The 15,754-nt window shown below is 50.5% G+C and carries 12 protein-coding genes; all 12 read right to left on the bottom strand.

Features of this window, described 5'->3' with window-relative positions; all coding sequences use genetic code 11:
- Positions 1-4: 4 nt before the first annotated feature.
- The gene (tssF, locus tag CRO03_RS01360) at positions 5-1,837 is read right to left on the bottom strand and encodes a type VI secretion system baseplate subunit TssF (protein WP_097109778.1); all 1,833 of its coding nucleotides are present in this window, start codon (positions 1,835-1,837) and stop codon (positions 5-7) included.
- Positions 1,837-2,325 carry a type VI secretion system baseplate subunit TssE gene (gene tssE / locus CRO03_RS01365; RefSeq protein WP_097109779.1) on the bottom strand — a complete coding sequence of 163 codons (489 nt, stop codon included), beginning with the start codon at positions 2,323-2,325 and terminating at the stop codon, positions 1,837-1,839. Before tssE ends, tssF begins: the two co-directional genes overlap by 1 nt.
- Positions 2,326-2,330: 5 nt before the next feature.
- Positions 2,331-3,167, bottom strand: a complete 837-nt coding sequence (locus tag CRO03_RS01370) for a type VI secretion system accessory protein TagJ (protein ID WP_097109780.1) — start codon at positions 3,165-3,167, stop codon at positions 2,331-2,333.
- A 10-nt stretch (positions 3,168-3,177) separates the two neighbouring features.
- Positions 3,178-4,713: a type VI secretion system contractile sheath large subunit gene (tssC, locus tag CRO03_RS01375; RefSeq protein WP_097109781.1), complete on the bottom strand. Its 1,536-nt coding sequence runs from the start codon at positions 4,711-4,713 to the stop codon at positions 3,178-3,180.
- Between the two features lie 55 nt (positions 4,714-4,768).
- Positions 4,769-6,262, bottom strand: coding sequence for a type VI secretion system contractile sheath large subunit (gene tssC / locus CRO03_RS01380; protein ID WP_097109782.1), 1,494 nt, complete (start codon positions 6,260-6,262; stop codon positions 4,769-4,771).
- A gap of 1 nt (position 6,263) precedes the next feature.
- On the bottom strand, positions 6,264-6,764 hold the full coding sequence (gene tssB, locus CRO03_RS01385; protein WP_097109783.1) for a type VI secretion system contractile sheath small subunit: 501 nt from the start codon (positions 6,762-6,764) through the stop codon (positions 6,264-6,266).
- Positions 6,765-6,821: 57 nt separating this feature from the next.
- Complete coding sequence (gene tssA / locus CRO03_RS01390) at positions 6,822-7,913, bottom strand: type VI secretion system protein TssA (RefSeq protein WP_097109784.1); 1,092 nt, start codon at positions 7,911-7,913, stop codon at positions 6,822-6,824.
- A gap of 78 nt (positions 7,914-7,991) precedes the next feature.
- Entirely contained in the window at positions 7,992-8,762 is a 771-nt protein-coding gene (locus CRO03_RS01395; RefSeq protein ID WP_097110350.1) for a PP2C family protein-serine/threonine phosphatase, read from the bottom strand.
- A 19-nt stretch (positions 8,763-8,781) separates the two neighbouring features.
- Positions 8,782-9,510: a type VI secretion system-associated protein TagF gene (gene tagF / locus CRO03_RS01400; RefSeq protein WP_097109785.1), complete on the bottom strand. Its 729-nt coding sequence runs from the start codon at positions 9,508-9,510 to the stop codon at positions 8,782-8,784.
- Entirely contained in the window at positions 9,492-13,037 is a 3,546-nt protein-coding gene (gene tssM / locus CRO03_RS01405) for a type VI secretion system membrane subunit TssM (RefSeq protein ID WP_097109786.1), read from the bottom strand. Before tssM ends, tagF begins: the two co-directional genes overlap by 19 nt.
- 21 nt (positions 13,038-13,058) lie before the next feature.
- The gene (gene tssL / locus CRO03_RS01410) at positions 13,059-14,390 is read right to left on the bottom strand and encodes a type VI secretion system protein TssL, long form (protein WP_097109787.1); all 1,332 of its coding nucleotides are present in this window, start codon (positions 14,388-14,390) and stop codon (positions 13,059-13,061) included.
- 19 nt (positions 14,391-14,409) lie between these two features.
- On the bottom strand, positions 14,410-15,738 hold the full coding sequence (tssK, locus tag CRO03_RS01415) for a type VI secretion system baseplate subunit TssK (RefSeq protein WP_097109788.1): 1,329 nt from the start codon (positions 15,736-15,738) through the stop codon (positions 14,410-14,412).
- Positions 15,739-15,754 lie beyond the last annotated feature (16 nt).

A 15,754-nucleotide genomic window follows, 5' to 3' on the forward strand; every position in this document is an offset into this window, starting at 1 on the left:
ATACTCACAACAGCACCCTGCTGCCCACTCTGGCCGGCCAGCGATGATAAATCTGTTCGTGTTCTTTCAGTTTTACCGTCAACCGGGTATAGCTGTTGATACTGGCGTACTGGGCAAAAAATGCATCGAGGATATTGGCGAAAAAGTAAACATTACTGCCAGCATAGGCAGACTGGCTGAATTCCAGCAAAATCTCGGTACCGCTGCATACCGCAATCCGCCCCTGTTGGTTAACCCTGGCCGAGCCACTGCTCAGGGTTAAACCGGTAATACCATCAATCAACGCTTTGGACTCTGGGGTACAGCGAAAATCGTACAGCTTCAGGGTCTCCTGCAACACGTTTAACGCCTGCTCGCCGCTGAAATGATTCAGGGTAAGATGATTTACCAGCTGCCAGCGGCTGCTCTCCGCTAATGCCGGCCGGATACTCATAGTGGGTGCGATCAGACAGCGCACCGATTTAATCACATCAGCATGTTTGCTGATGGCAAACTCCGGCTCGCCACCACCAAAGGGTAAGTAAGCGGGCTGATTACGGTTACTGCACAATGCATTAACCTGGATTACCCAGTTTTGCTGCTCATCATTATTACTCACCCCTTTAAAGTGGCGATCAATAATGGATAAATACACTTCTGTGCCGGCTTCAGCATACCCCCCTGCCCAATCAACAAATTCACGCCGGGTATGCCAGAACAACTGTTGCTGCTGCAGATAGTCAGGGTGGCCCTGACTATAATAAGGGTTAAGCGTTACTTCATTACCCTGCGGGTCAAATGCCTGCACCTGCTTTACCTGCACTACTTCACAGACATCCGCATCCAGATAACGTGGTGCCAGCCGGTATTCGTACTGGGCAGATTCTAACTTTACCGGCTCCAGCTTTTGCTTAAACAAATTAATCACCGGGGTGCATCCCAGCAGCACACTGTCAGCCGTGACATGGCGTTCCAGCTCGTCTGCCCCCTCGGCCAGATAGAAATAGAAATCTACTTTATCGGCGATACCGGGCCAGTCCGGGTCCAAATCAGTTAAGCCAAAAAACAGAAACTTCTCCGGACATAAAAATTGTTCTATTAATAAGCGGTAGCCGCTAAAACTACGCTGGCTATATGGCACTACCTGCTCATCATCAGCAAAGCCAACAGCCTGAATATGCCGCGGCTGTAAAAAGCGCATCTGCTCTGGTTGCCCTGCTGGCGCCACGCCGATACTGATCACATGGCGCAGAATAAGCTCAAACAGTTTGTACACATGGTGGCGCTGGCCATTCAGATAAAACCGTAACTTACCGATGGCTAATTCCTGCAGCGAGGTGTTATCAAACTCACAAGCTAAACTTAGTTTCAGCAGCGCCTTCGCTGTCTGACTGGCAGGTGGTTTAGGCGCATGAAACGGCGCATTTTTAAACTCTGCCTGCACCACTTCTAATGGCCAGATATTGGTGTCGTAACAACTTTGGAAGGTACAGGGCTTTAACCCTTCTGCTCGGGTTTCAAATTCAGTACCGCGTTTAACGGTAATACCAGAGGTCGACAAATTCTGACTGACCAGTTTCAGTACCGATACCGATGGAATTGGTGCCTGATAATCCGGATACATCTGGCCAAGCAAGGCATCGGTTAATTCGGGGAAGCTGTCATCCAGCTTTTGCCGGATCTGAGCACTTAACAGCGCAAATGCCTCGATTAACCGCGACACATGCGGGTCTTCTACCGTCTCTTCGCTGATTCTGAGTCTGCCTGCAATTTTTGGGTATTTCTCGGCATACTCTGCCCCCATCCGGCGGATAAACGTCAGCTCACGATTGTAATACTTCAACAACTCATCATTCATTACTGATAATCCCTGATGGTCAGCCCCAGGTGAACGGGCTCTACTTCAGAATCAAACATAATATGTTCCGGCTCAGGATCGGCGTATAACAGTGCCTGGATCCGCAACCGCAATACCCGTTCAATACTTTGCTGCTCGTCAGGTAACGACACTTCCACTTCAACAAAGCGAGGCTCAAAGCGCCGGATACACTGCTCTACCGCCCGGCATAGCTGCTGACGACCTTCAATTGAATCAACCACCATCACTGAGAAATCTGGCAGGCCGTAATTCAGCAGACTTTGTGGCAATTCAGCATAGTTTTCGGGCCAGACATGCCACTGCACCCGGGTGTTGAGCAGGTTTTCCAAATCGCGCCGCACGCTTTGCCGCAAGGCTTTTAAGTCGAAGGCACGGCGTTGCCGGCCCGGATCTTTCTGACCAGGTGCATCGTCAATCAGCCGGTCAAGCAGCGACATCTGTAACGCCTGCTTCTGATGCACTTTCATTGCGGTTACTCAGCCATCGCCGGCGTCGCAGCCAGGCTGACTTCGCTTAGTATGTCAAGCTCAAGCAGATCGCCCAGCGCCACTGCCTGCTCACCAAGCAATACCATCTTCTGGCCACTGCCGGTTATCAGCCTGGCATCGTGCTCATGCCAATCGGTTACCCGGCCAAGCCGGATAGCCGGATCAGTATCGTTATCAGTGATGTTGGCAACGTAGATCAGCGGTAAAAAAGCCTCGCCCTGCGGGCCATCAATAATACTGATATCAACCCGGCGCCAGATGATGTCTAACAGGCTTTTCGGTGGATGAAGCTTTAAACTGGCAATTTGTTCAAACCCCGCCTGATAGTATTTACCGTCAGTGCCAAATAATTCCAGATAACCGCCCAGGCTATCGTCAAGATCACGAATATCGGTATACCGCTGGCCGCGCTGTTCGACAGCCACTTCTGGCCGTAACTGCTCCATTTCCTCAGCAGCCAGTGCCGCTGCGCCGATATCCTGCTCATGCATCGCCAAGCGTAACTTTAACAAGGCGCTGAACATTGGTGCCGGCTCACCAAACAAGGTCGCAGTCATGCCGCCCTGATAAAAATCCCGCCGGGCAGTTTCGGCCCGGATTAACTGCCTTACATTAACAGCACCTAATAAAAAATCCGGATGCTGGCGTACAATCATGTCCAGCTGCGCATCGGCTTTATCCAACTCACCGGCGATGCACAACAGCTCAACATAAACTGCACGCATCTGGGCATTTAGCGGGTCATCCCGTAATACAGTCAGGGCATGCTCCATTGCCTGCTGCAACTGGCCACTACTGATTAACGAATTAAGTTTTTTCATAAAAGATCCCTCAGGCAGACGCCTTTTGTTTCGGAGACAACTCCGCGACTAATTTTACTGATGTCACCATCTGATCCAGCTGAAAGTGCGGCTGCAACTGGATCACCGAATAATAGCGGCCCGGCTGCCCCCGCTTCTCTTTCACTTTTATCCGCGCTTCCCGCAGTGGCCGGCGCGCTCTGACTTCATAAGACGCATCCTCGGAAGCCGTGGTATAGTTGTGCAGCCAGCGTTGTAATTCCTGCTCACACTCCTCAGCTGAGACATATCCGCCGACCTTATCGCGACCAATCACTTTGATGTAATGAGCAAAACGGGCCACACATAAGATGTACTGCAACATGGCAGACAAGCGGGCGTTAACAGTGGATAAGGTTTTATCGTAGGCTTTCGCTTCCTGCACAGAAGCATTGTTGTAAAACGCATAAAAATCGCTGTAAGGCACTGCCGACAGCGGCACAAAACCGGCATCTGATAGCGCGGCTTCAAAGCGATGACCCACCAGTAAATTTACTGACGGTTTATTAAATGGCTGATATTTTTCAGTTTCATACTGGCTGACGGGCAAATGAGTCACCAGACCAAAATTATAATGGCCGGCTTTCATGCCACGGATTTGGCCGAACCAGCCCGATTCGCTGTACGCCCGCACCAATACTCCGGCAAACGCCCAGGCCGCATTACCCCATAAATAATCACGTTGCGGCCGGTTAAACTGCTCTTTAAATACAAAGCCTTCACTGCGACTGCCATCATCTTTGTAGGGCGGCCGCATCAGCACCTGAGGTAGTACCAAACCTAAAAAACGAGCATCTTCCATATTGCGCAGCGCCCGCCACTTTACATATTCCGGCTGTTTAAACTGGCTGGCGATATCCGCCACCTGGCCAAGCTCTGAAAAATGATCGACACCAAACAGCGATGGATGAGCCGCGGTTATAAAAGGTGCAAATGCCGCTGCGGCGGTGCGGGCAACCTCTTTTAAGGTATCAAGGTCGTTAATGCTCTGGCCGCGGCGGATCTTATGACTGATTTGATAATCGCCAATCAATACGCCAAAAGGCTCACCGCCGGCCATATCAAATTCGTTGTCGTAAATCAGTTTGAAAAAATCACTCTGGTCAAAATCAATAGCCCGGTTAATATCCTTACTAAGCTCCGGCCAGGACAGAGAAATTAATTTCACTTTTACTTTCTGCTCACGGTCGAAGCGCTCTGCCTGCTCGGTTAAATACAGTAAACCGCGCCAGCTGGCTTCGAGCTCCTGCAGCATAGGATGATGCAAAATAGTATTGAGCTGCTGGTTAATCAGGCTGTCAATTTCCGCGATAGCCCGCCCCAGAATTGGCGTTACAAACGCTACCCCGACACAGGGACGGCTTTCTATATGTTGCAGCCAGAACAGCACCGCTTTTAACGGATCTGCCTCACGTAAAAACCGGCTGAGTAGCCCTTTGCGCTCAAAGCTGGCATAAGACGGACAAGGCCTGTTGTCTTCTGCAATATCAAAGACCGTATCGGCAACAAAATTAACTGCGTCAACCATGACTTGTCCGTCCTTACTTCTGATAACCAACTGCGCACTCGCAGCTGATGCTGGCTTAGCTGCCCATTTCCGGAATTTTAGCGACTAAACGTAACGACGTAGACAGCTCTTCCAGTTGCAGCCACGGCCGTAACCAGGCCACCGCATTGTAAGAACCAGGCCGTCCCGGGATCTCACGAACCTGGACCTTGGCATCCGCCAGCGGATAACGGGCCCGTACTTCCTGACCACTGCCTTCAGAGGCGTTGACGTAAGTCAGGATCCAGCGGTTTAACCACACTTCGACATCTTCTGCTTCCATAAAGCTGCCGATCTTGTCGCGGGCCAGAACTTTTAAGTAGTGAGCAAAACGTGACGTTGCCATTAAATAAGGCAAGCGGGCAGAAATGGCCGCATTGGCAGTGGCTTCCGGGCTCTCATATTTTTTCGGCTTCTGCGCTGTTTGCGCGCCAAAAAACACTGCGTAATCGGTATTTTTATAATGACACAGCGGTAAAAAGCCCATTTTGCCAAGCTCTGCTTCACGCCGATCGGTAATGCCAATTTCAGTCGGGCATTTTAAGTCCGGGTCACCATCATCACTCATAAAGATATGTGACGGTAAGCCTTCAACCTTACCACCGCCTTCTGCACCACGAATAGCAGTACAAAAGCCGTATTGGGCAAAGGCGTTAGTCAACCGGCTGCCCAGCACATAAGCGGCATTCATCCAGCAATAGTGGTTGTGGTTGGTGTTTTTCGCCACGGCTTTTTGCGCATCTAATTCGAACTCTTCATAGCCGAATTCTTCTACCGGTGCGGTAGAGCTACCATAGGGCAGTCGTGCCAACACCCGTGGCATGCTCAGGGTAACAAAGCGGGAATCATCACTGTCCCGGAACGAGCGCCATTTGGTATATTCCAGTGACTCAAAAATCTTCTCTAAATCGCGTGGCTTGGAAAGCTCTGTCCATTCATCAAAACCAAACAGTGCTGGTGAAGCACTCGATAAGAACGGGCAAAAACCGGCAGCAGAGACATTTGACATATAGGTCAGCGTTTCAATGTCTTCCGGATGATTAGTAAACTCATAATCACCGATTATCGCGCCATAGGGCTCGCCACCCGGGGTGCCGAATTCTGTTTCATAGACTTTCTTAAAGGTCTGGCTCTGGTCGAACTCCACCGCTTTACTTAAATCTTTGTACAGCTCTTTTTTGCTCATACTGATCATGCGGATCTTTAATGAGCTACCGGTCTCAGAGTTGGTGACCAGATGATTCAGACCACGCCAGCTACCTTCTAACTTCTGAAAGTCTTCAGCGTGCATAATGGCTGCCAGTTGATCAGAAATCAGGGTATCCAGCCGGTTAATGGCCTCGTTAAAGGTAACGGTCAGGTTTTTATTCCAGCTAACCGTGCCGCTCATGGCTTCTTCAGTCAGGGTGCGAATTAACTCTTCAGCGCGTGAAGCATCTGTTTGCTTGGTGGCGCCAATTGCCTGATCCAGGAGCGATGCTAACTCGGTGCTGCTGCTGTCATGGCTTTGTGCTAAGGCTTCCGTACTCATTTTATTTATCCTCTAAATTCAGTTCCTGCGCCAGCTGTTGCAGGTCAGCATCACTGTTAAGTACCCGTTCCAGAATATTTTCCAGATCTTCAGAGCGGTCGATTTTAGTCATTAAATCGCGCAGTTTATTGCGGGTAGCCATAAGCTTTTCCAGCGGCTCAACCTGACGGACAATAGCCGCGGGTTCAAAGTCCTGCATCGATTTAAATTCCAGATCCACCGCAAACTCACTGCCATCACCGGCCAGCTTGTTTTCCACTTTAAAATTAAGCTTCGGGTTCATCCGCTTTAACACTTCGTCAAAATTATCCCGGTCAATCTGGACAAACCGACGATCTTTAAGTGGCTTTAACGCCTGAGTATTGTGGCCGGCAAAATCTCCCATCACGCCAACGACAAAAGGCAGTTCTTTTTTGACGGCGTTACCTTCAGTCTCTACATCATAAGTAATGTGGACTCTGGGTTTGCGCACCCGTGACAACTTGCTGTGAATACTTTCCATTTACTCTCTCCTAATATTTGTCTGTCGTGGCCGCGCAGGCAACGCTGGCCGGTTGCACTACTTAGTCTGCGGTATCCCCGCCAGACGAAAATAACTGTTTCGGGTATTACTATCGTCAATCAACTCCTGCAACAGCTCCGGTAAAGTGAGATCACTCCAGCGGATCACCTGCTCAAGCGCATACGACATTGGCGAATGAGGTTCGGTCTTACGAAAAAACTCGACAGCATGCTGCAATGAGCGAATAACCTGCTGTCTGGACTGCAACTGCTCATCGACACTAGCGGGATTAAGATTGGCAGTAGTACCTTCAGCACTGGCTTCTGCCGGGCTGTCGTCCGCTACTTTCAGCTTGTCTGCCGCCAGATACGTCACAGCATCAAGGCATTTTTGCATGGCTTTGCTAATAGCGGTTGTTGGCTGGGGCTCACCGGCCATCGCCGCGTCCATGGCATCAGACAGTAATTTAAATTCAGCAATCGCTGACTGAATATCACTGCAAAGCTGCTGATAAAATCCTGCCGGTGTTTCCTGCACCGCTTGTTGAATTTGTTCCAGACTGGCAATACCGGCATCAGCCCGTTGCTTCTGCTTTGTCTCATCTTTTCTGGATAACTCCGCTGCCCTGACATATTGCCAGCAGGCAAAACAACCCACGGAGGTCACTTCGGTCAGCGGAATACTGAGGATTGGGGTAATAAGCGCGCCGTCGCCTTCATAGCCGTTCAGGCCAATTAGCGGTGCAATCCGTGCTTCCATGCCTTCATCATCTGGCAAGGGGTAGAGATCCGGCCAGAAATGCTCAATCAACAACCGGGTCGCTTTGAATCCGGCTGCCAAACCAGCGAAGCCTTCAGTCCGGCACCAGGCTTCAATCAGCCAGGCGGCATACTCAAGATCTTTACTTTGGTTTGTCAGAATAGCTGGCAGGGCCTGAGCCAGCGGGCGCCAGTCCAGCACCAGTGATTGAAAATCATCATCTTCAAATAGCATAGCCCGCTCGTTGGCACGAGCCTGACTTCGTACGTCTTTTAAGCTGTAATACTGCGAGGTAGGTGAAATATCGCTACGTGGATCGATACCCGCCACTGCTTGCGCCGCCACGGGTTTAGTTAACAACTCGAAATCTATTAATTCACTGCGATCCATCACAATTAACCATTAAATCTACTAACAGCAAAATATGTTACTTTATAGTTCACCAAATAACAACAATGCAAACTATATTTATACATTTTTCAAGTTTAACGGTATGGTTTTATCATTTAAATTAACATTACTTATACTTTGCAACTTAACCAGGATACTGGTGACATTGTCTTTTGCGCCCGCTACCAACGTAGAATGCAACAAAGCTTTGCTGGCATCAGCAATATCATCATGTTGTAAATACTGATGAATTTCATGATCTGGCAGCTCTTTTGTTAAACCATCAGTGCACAGCAAAAACAAATCACCTGGTAGACATTCATCTGCGCAGACAGCGACCTCCAGCTCGGTATCCACCCCCACCGCCCGGGTAATAACGTTAGCCAGTTCGTGGCTTTCTGCCTCACTTGCTGCCAGTAAGCCCTGAGCGACCATTTCATTTACCTGGCTGTGATCATGACTTAGCTGCTGGAGTGTATTATTACGAAGTAAATAGCAGCGACTGTCACCAGCCCACAATAAATGGTAGCGGTCCTGCTGAATAAACAGGACTACCACCGTCGAGCCCGCCATCGAACCAAGTAACTGCTGCTGACTGTATTGCACCAGCGCCTTATTGGCATTTTGCAGCGCCTGACTTAACATGGCCGGACTTAGTGCCTTGCCGGCACTGTCCACCAGAGTTTTTAACATATCCATAACCATCTGGCTGGCGACATCACCAGCAGCATGCCCCCCCATGCCATCAGCCACTGCCCAAACTCCGGCCTCGGGTAGCGCCAGGCAGGCGTCTTCGTTAAGTTTTCTTACCAGGCCTTTATGGCTTTGCGCATGAAATGCAATTTGCATAGAACTGAAACCGTCCGGATTAATATTGAATATGTTTTTGCTGCCAGTTCCAGCGGGACCAGTCGCCATCGAGCATAGCTGCATACTGGCTTACCTGCGGTAACCCAGATGTCACCAGCAAGCAGGGCGCGATGTGCTCAGACCCTGAGGTCCACCAGAGGCAATACCGGGGAAATTGTTGCAGATAACTTTGGTGTAACAGCGCCAGGCTATCCAATTGCTGATTTGCACTTATGGTCCAGGCCTGACGAATCGCTTCGTTGTTACTCTGGCTGACCGCAAGCCGTTTTGCCTCAGGCCAGGCTATTGGCAGCGTGTCCAGTTCTGACAACCAGTGCTGCAAATTAAAGCCTTCATCTAATGTGGCCAGAGCCTGCTGCTCCAGGCTGTCACACCAGTCACTTTCCTGCCATGCCTGCACCGGTGTCACTGCCAGTTCAGCGGCCAGGGTAAAGGGATAATGACGGCCAACCTGGTCAACGGAAGGCATCAGGGTACCTGCCATCGCCTGATCGCTGCACACCCCGGGTGATAACGCAAAATGCCATATCGGGCTGGTTAAATAGGTTTCCAGCCAGGCTGCACCCAGTTGCTCACGGCTAACCGCCAGCACGGCTTGCAACCATTCATTCCAGCTATCAACAAATGCCACCTCCAGGCTCTGGGCCAGAAAGTCCCCCTGGCTGGCAACCTTGCCACAGATCCCAAGCTGCACCGCCGCGCTTTTTACTACAGACTGGCCGGACATGAAAAGGCCTCCAGCTCGTTGCTCCAGAACGGGGTGTTTACCGTATCGGGTACTAATTCCAGCCGTGCTTTATTGCCCTGTACCGCCAGATGCAGCACTTTGTCGGTGCGGGTTTGTGGCCGCTCCCGGGTCAGTTCGTCCAGTAAGCGAAACCAGGACCACTCCCCTTCATAGCTGGCATTGGCAGACAAACCTGCATTTGCCGGGGTAAACACCAATCGGGTTTGCAGCTTATTGCGATCTCCCGGCCAGTAGAACTGGCTGGAACGGGTTGGGCCATGCCGGTATGACAGTTCCTGACCGTCTATATCGAGCATCAGATGGGTAATGTGCCGGTCCAGGAATAGTGGTTTTAAGCTAAAGCCTACTTTTAACTTCTGACTGCCCTCTTCAAAGAAGGTGCTGCGAATACGCTGGGCTCGCTGGAAGGTTTTCAGCACACCGGCATCCAGGCCAATATCTTTTTTAAAGGTCCAGTTGGTGCGGCTGGTATTCACAAAGGGGCTTAAGTAGTCTTTGAAAAAGGCGTCCAGTGTGCCGCCATAACCAAAGAACCGCTCAAAATCCCGTAGTTTAATATCCTCGTTGGCCCGCCGGTCTAACGGATAGCGCCCGGCAATCGCACCGCGGTATTCAGCTAATACTTTACCTTGCCAGGCTTCATTTATATGCTGGCGGCTGCCACTGGCAAATAGCTGCGCGGTGTCGCTGGAAATATTACCCAGCCAGGTACTGAACGGTGCCGGCACTTCACTGCGTAACCGGCGCAGCGCGACATTCAGTTCATTACCTTCCTGTGAGTTCAGCTGGTTGGCATAAGCTTGCCGTGCCCTGCCACCCGGCACATATAACCGCTCCAGATACTCATAGTAGCGCCGTGTGGTCTGGCCAATCTGCTCCAGTTGGGTCGGTTCAATTGCCAGCAGCGCCGAAAATGCGGCCTCCACTTCCTTGCCGGGTAAGCTGCGGCTGACATCTGGCATCTCATCCGGCAGCACCCGGTTTAACCTGGTGGTTTGGCTGGAAAACTGGGTTTTTGCCACTTTGCCGGCAACATCGGCTGCCATATCCAGTTCAGCAGACTCGGGTAACTGGGTTAACCTCAGGTTCTGTTGTGCGGCTTTAATAATATTCTGAATCGGTTGCTCAGGCCCTGCCAGGATCTTGGTCTGGGCCAGGCCCTGCTCTACATTTGTAATAGGCTGCAGTTCGATGTCATTTAACAACTCTTGCCATAAGTAGACATAGTCCCGCATATAGCGCATGGTTACCTGAGCAGACAAATCAGGGGTGCTTTGCTCGCTGTTGCCTTCCATGTCATCACCATACACCCAGCTGTCAGCCATTAACTGGCGAATGATCCGACGCTTTTCAATATTAAACACGCCATGAAAACCCTGATAGGTATATAAACCCGGGATCCCCTGACGCAATGGTTTACCGCTGCGTCTGCTGAATAAGGTGACACTGTCAGTCGCCAGTACATCAGACAACCGAAAATCAGGTATATGACTCTCCATCAGTTCAGTGCGGATCCGCTGATAAGCACGTTCGGCCAGCGGCACTGTCATCAATAAGTCGCGGGTAGCAGCCACCACCTTTTCATCATAACTGGCGCCCTGAATACCGGCCTGCAACAGGGCATCCAGGTGGCTTTGCAGTGACATTCTAAGCGGCTGATTAATCTCGGCTGGTAACATACGTTCGGTGTACTGAGCAAACCATGCCTGCACCTGCTCTGATTCAAACTGCGCCGGCTGGAAAATCATCAGGTACGTTTTTAACGTTTCATATAAGTAATCACGATGCTCGGCATGCTGCTGCATTTCCGTAATTAAACTTTGCAGTATAAACGGCACAAAATCGGCATACAGTGCACGCTGATAAGCAGTTTTAGCAGATTGCCCCAGCTTATCACCCTGATAAAGTCCGAGGTTTTTCGGGCCATCAGCAGGTAGTAATCCGGCATAGCCTGCTGGCATATCCCGCAACACATTGAGTTGTTCGTTCAGCTGCAGCATTGATTGCTGAGCTTGTTCTTGCTCAAGGCTCTGGTAGTGCTGCAACGAAACTGCAACCTCATCTACCAGCTGCCGGTTCCAGTTGTAACTGGACGTCCAGGCACTGAGTAACCAGACCGACGCTACTGCCGCAGCGGCCAGGGTACCGTGCCTGATCCAGCGATGTTTAGTTTTATGCTGCAGATTAACCGATGCCAGTTCACGCTCAGGTATAACAATTTGCTCAAAAAATCGTTTCAGGAAGAAACTTTTACCTTCTCCGGTATGACGGCGCAGCGGCGGTTCAGCCAGGCCAAAATTGCCACCAAGCTGGGCCACTACCCGATCTATCGGCTGGCCTTGCTGGGTGGCGCTGGCAATATAGACCCCGCGCAACATAGTCGCTTTCTCGAACGGATTTGGCGCAAAGATTTCTTTTAAGAAATCATCTGCCGCGCTTTGAATTAACCTCAGCTGGCGGGGGAATTCATAGATTGCTGCCCGGCTCTGTTGCTCGCGTTCAGTTTGCAGCCGGCTATATAATCGTTGATGCAGCCGGTTAATAATCGCGTGAAACTCTTTATTAAACTGGGCAACGACACCTTTTTCTTCATTTTCTGCTGTCAGCGCAAAGGTGGTTCCCCACACCTGTTCCCGGTCCTCTGGTGCTAAATCATCAAAGAACTCGGAGAAACCGGCAATTAAATCGGCTTTGGTGAACATCACATAAACCGGAAAACTCATGCCAAGCTGGTTCTGTAACTCCTGCACCCGTTGCTTTATCGCTCTGGCGTGTAAGTTACGCTCAGTCCGGGTTTGATTCAGTAAGTCAGCCAGGCTGACAAATACAATCACCCCGTTTATTGGCCGGCGTGGCCGGTGCTTTCGTAACAACCCCAGAAAGCCCTGCCAGGCGGTGGCATCCTGCTGGGCGTGGCTGTCCTGTGTGGTATATCGCCCTGCAGTATCGATTAATACCGCCTGATCAGTAAACCACCAGTCACACTGCCGGGTACCACCAATGCCTTCTATGGCGTCGACACCCATCTGTTCTTTTAATGGAAACTCCAGCCCGGACTGTTGCAAGGCGGTGGTTTTGCCGGAGCCCGGCGGACCAATCAGCATATACCAGGGCAGCTGGTATATGTCGCGCGCTTTGCTAAAACGGGCATGCTTTAAAATATCCAGCGCTTTTTGCATCCGGCTGCGCAGTATTTCAATATCCCGTTTGGCCATGGCATCCTGCTGCTGATGTTCATCGCCATTGAGTAAGGTATCTACTGCCTGTTTGTTTGAGCGGTCTTCCCGCATACCACGAATGTAATGGCTGGCCCCCCAAATTAATGCAATCACTAGTAAGGTCACCAACCTGGCAGTACTGCTGGCAAGCGGTTCCACGCCGGCAATAGCCACTAACGGGCCACCAAACCAGATCAACAGTGCCAGCGCAGTTAGTCCCAGCAAGGTAATAACCCAACCGGCGGTCAGAACACGACGTAATGATTGAAAAAATCCTTTAATTTTCATAAATCTAATCCTTGCACCACGTTATTGCTCTAACAAGTCTATTTCAACACGCCGGTTCAGGGCCCGGTTCTCAGCGGAATCGTTTGGCGCTATCGGATCGGCCTCACCTCGTCCTTCCGGCCACAACCGACCATGCAGCTGACCACCGCTTGCCAGCGTATCAGCCATGGCATTGGCTCTGGCCAGCGACAAGTGCCAGTTCGACGGGTATTTGCTGGTAAAAATTGGCAAGTCATCAGTGAAGCCGGTAATCAGAATACGGCCATCAGTTCCTTCCAGCGCGCGGGCAATTTTGCTGATAACCGGCTGAAAGCTTTCATTTATTGCTACACCACCCGGTGTGAATAAATGATGTAAACCAACCCGGATCCGTACCCGGTCTGGCAGCTCAATAACCTGCAACATGTCGCGGCGAATTTCGGTTTGCAACAGTTGCTGTAAGCGGACCGCTTGCTGATGAATTTGGCCACTCTGACCTGATACCGTGTCGGGTTGCCAGCTCACCAGTGCGTTCAAGTCGCGGTGTACCTGATCAGAGTAATTATTAACCTGGTAATTAAGATACATATAAACGCCAAGCAGCAATGCTGCTACCACTGAACACAACACCCATAGCGGCAGTTTGGTCTCCAGTGCCCCCGACTGCACCACATCACTTTGCCATTTTGGAGACAATTCCCGCGCAGGTTCACCTCGTTGGCTACGAATGGACTTATAAGCCCGGTCTTTAATAAGCTCCAGCTTTTCGAAACCGCGATCTTCAACCCGCATTTTGCCAACAAAACCAAAAGACAAACATAAGTACTGCAACTCCAGCAGCATCAGGTTATGGCCACTGTGGTTAATCGCGTTTTCCAGCAGGGTAAAAAAGTATTCACCACCAAAGGTTTCATTGTGAAAGGTAGACAACAGACTCTCAGTCGCCCAGTCACTGTTCCCCCCCCAGCTGGTATTCAGTACAATTTCATCAATAAAACAGCACAAGGTATAGCGGGCCTGCTCAATAACCTCAGCTGCTATGCCTTTGCTACGCAAGCGTTGTTCATACTGGGTAATCAGATTAACGCACTGTTTTTTCAAGCCATTTACATCAGTGTGACTGGCAGTACTGCGAATTGGCGCCACCAGCGAAAACAACACCGCAGCTTCGTCTACTAACACGTTATCACTGACAGATAACGTTTGCGGCCCCTGCCCCGCAGCAATACTGCGATTACCGGTGGCAATCCGGGTTTTATCATGGTCTACACTGGCGCTGCCCGGGGCGGCAGGTTGCACAGGTATGGCGGGGCTGACCTCAGGCCGGCTGCTGCGACCACCTGGCCGGGGTTTCATAATGGTTTGATCAGACATTGCCTTCTATCCCTGTTAATCAGGCTTTAATCGCCCAGAGTTCCAGCTTTAATCCGGGATAGTTACCCGATAAATGTAAAGCAAGGGCGCCGCTGTTCGCCAGCCGCTGCCAGTAAATGCTGCTTTTATCCAGCTGGAAATAGTGGTAACCGGCGTGATATGGCACTTGCCTTGGCGCGACCGGCAAACCGGTCACCGCTATGCCGGGTAACTGGTTGTTCACCAATTCACGGATATGCTCAACCGGGCCGATTTTCAGTCTGGCAGGTAAATGTTTGCGAATATCTTCCGCGGGCAAATCAGCACTGACCGCCAATACAAACTGGGCGTATTCCAACAGGGTTTTATCGGTCAGTGGTGATACCAGAATGCCAAACTTTGCTTGCTCCAGTGGCAGTGCCTGGGCAGTTTGCTCCAACACCACACTCAGTGTCTGGTTCATAATGACCGCCAGGTTACCAAAAACCATGGTCAGGTCGTCATGAATATAAGCCGGGAATTCAGGCGGCCTTTTCTCCTTGCTGGTAAAGGTTGCCAGCTCTCCCAGCATGCTTACCATCAATTGATAAAAGCTCAGTGGATTACTGCCATCAACTTGTTGCCAGTGTTTTAACAGCGGCTCATAACGATTAAGCACCTGCAACATCAGAAAGTCGGCAATAGAGCTGCTGGTTCCCTGGCCTTTGCTTATCCGGCCGCTTAATGCCTGCGCCCGCTGATTGAGCATACCTAAAGACTCGTTAATCAGTGCTTTTAAGGTTGGATTTCGTTGCACATTAAGCACAGGCGGAATGAACTTATCATCCAGTTTAACTTCGCCCTGATCCGTCACTTCTTTTACTCTGGCGATGGCAAAACCAACAAAGCCACTTCGGTCATCACTCTCCAGCTTTAATATCAACCGCAGCCTGGCTAATTGCAGCGTCTCAACCGTAGCTTCAGCTAAACTGGTATCAGTAAGGTTGTGATCTGCAAACTGAAAACGGGTTATCTGGTTGCTTTGCTGCTCTGCAATATTAAGACCATTGACCTTATCCACGGCCAGACACAAAAATACCTGCTGGTCGCGACAGCCCTTGGCAATGCTAAGGGGCGCAGGTAAGGGTTCAACCTCTGGTAACTCAAGCAAGGTACCGTCAGGTAAAATACCGCGCAGGCTGGTTAAACCAAACTGACTGAACTTTAAACAATGACTGTCCAGTTGGTAGTCATAGACGCCCCAGCAAAATGACGCCAGCTGCGACACCCTGCTTTGCTGACTGTACTGCAAATGACGCTCTTGTTGCTGAAAGTGTTGCGGCCGTAAAAACATGCCCTCTGACCAGGCAACTTTACTGAATTCACTCATTAGCTTATTACTCCGA

It is taken from the genome of Arsukibacterium tuosuense (assembly GCF_900215315.1).
GTDB classification, from domain to species: Bacteria; Pseudomonadota; Gammaproteobacteria; order Enterobacterales; family Alteromonadaceae; genus Alishewanella; species Alishewanella tuosuense.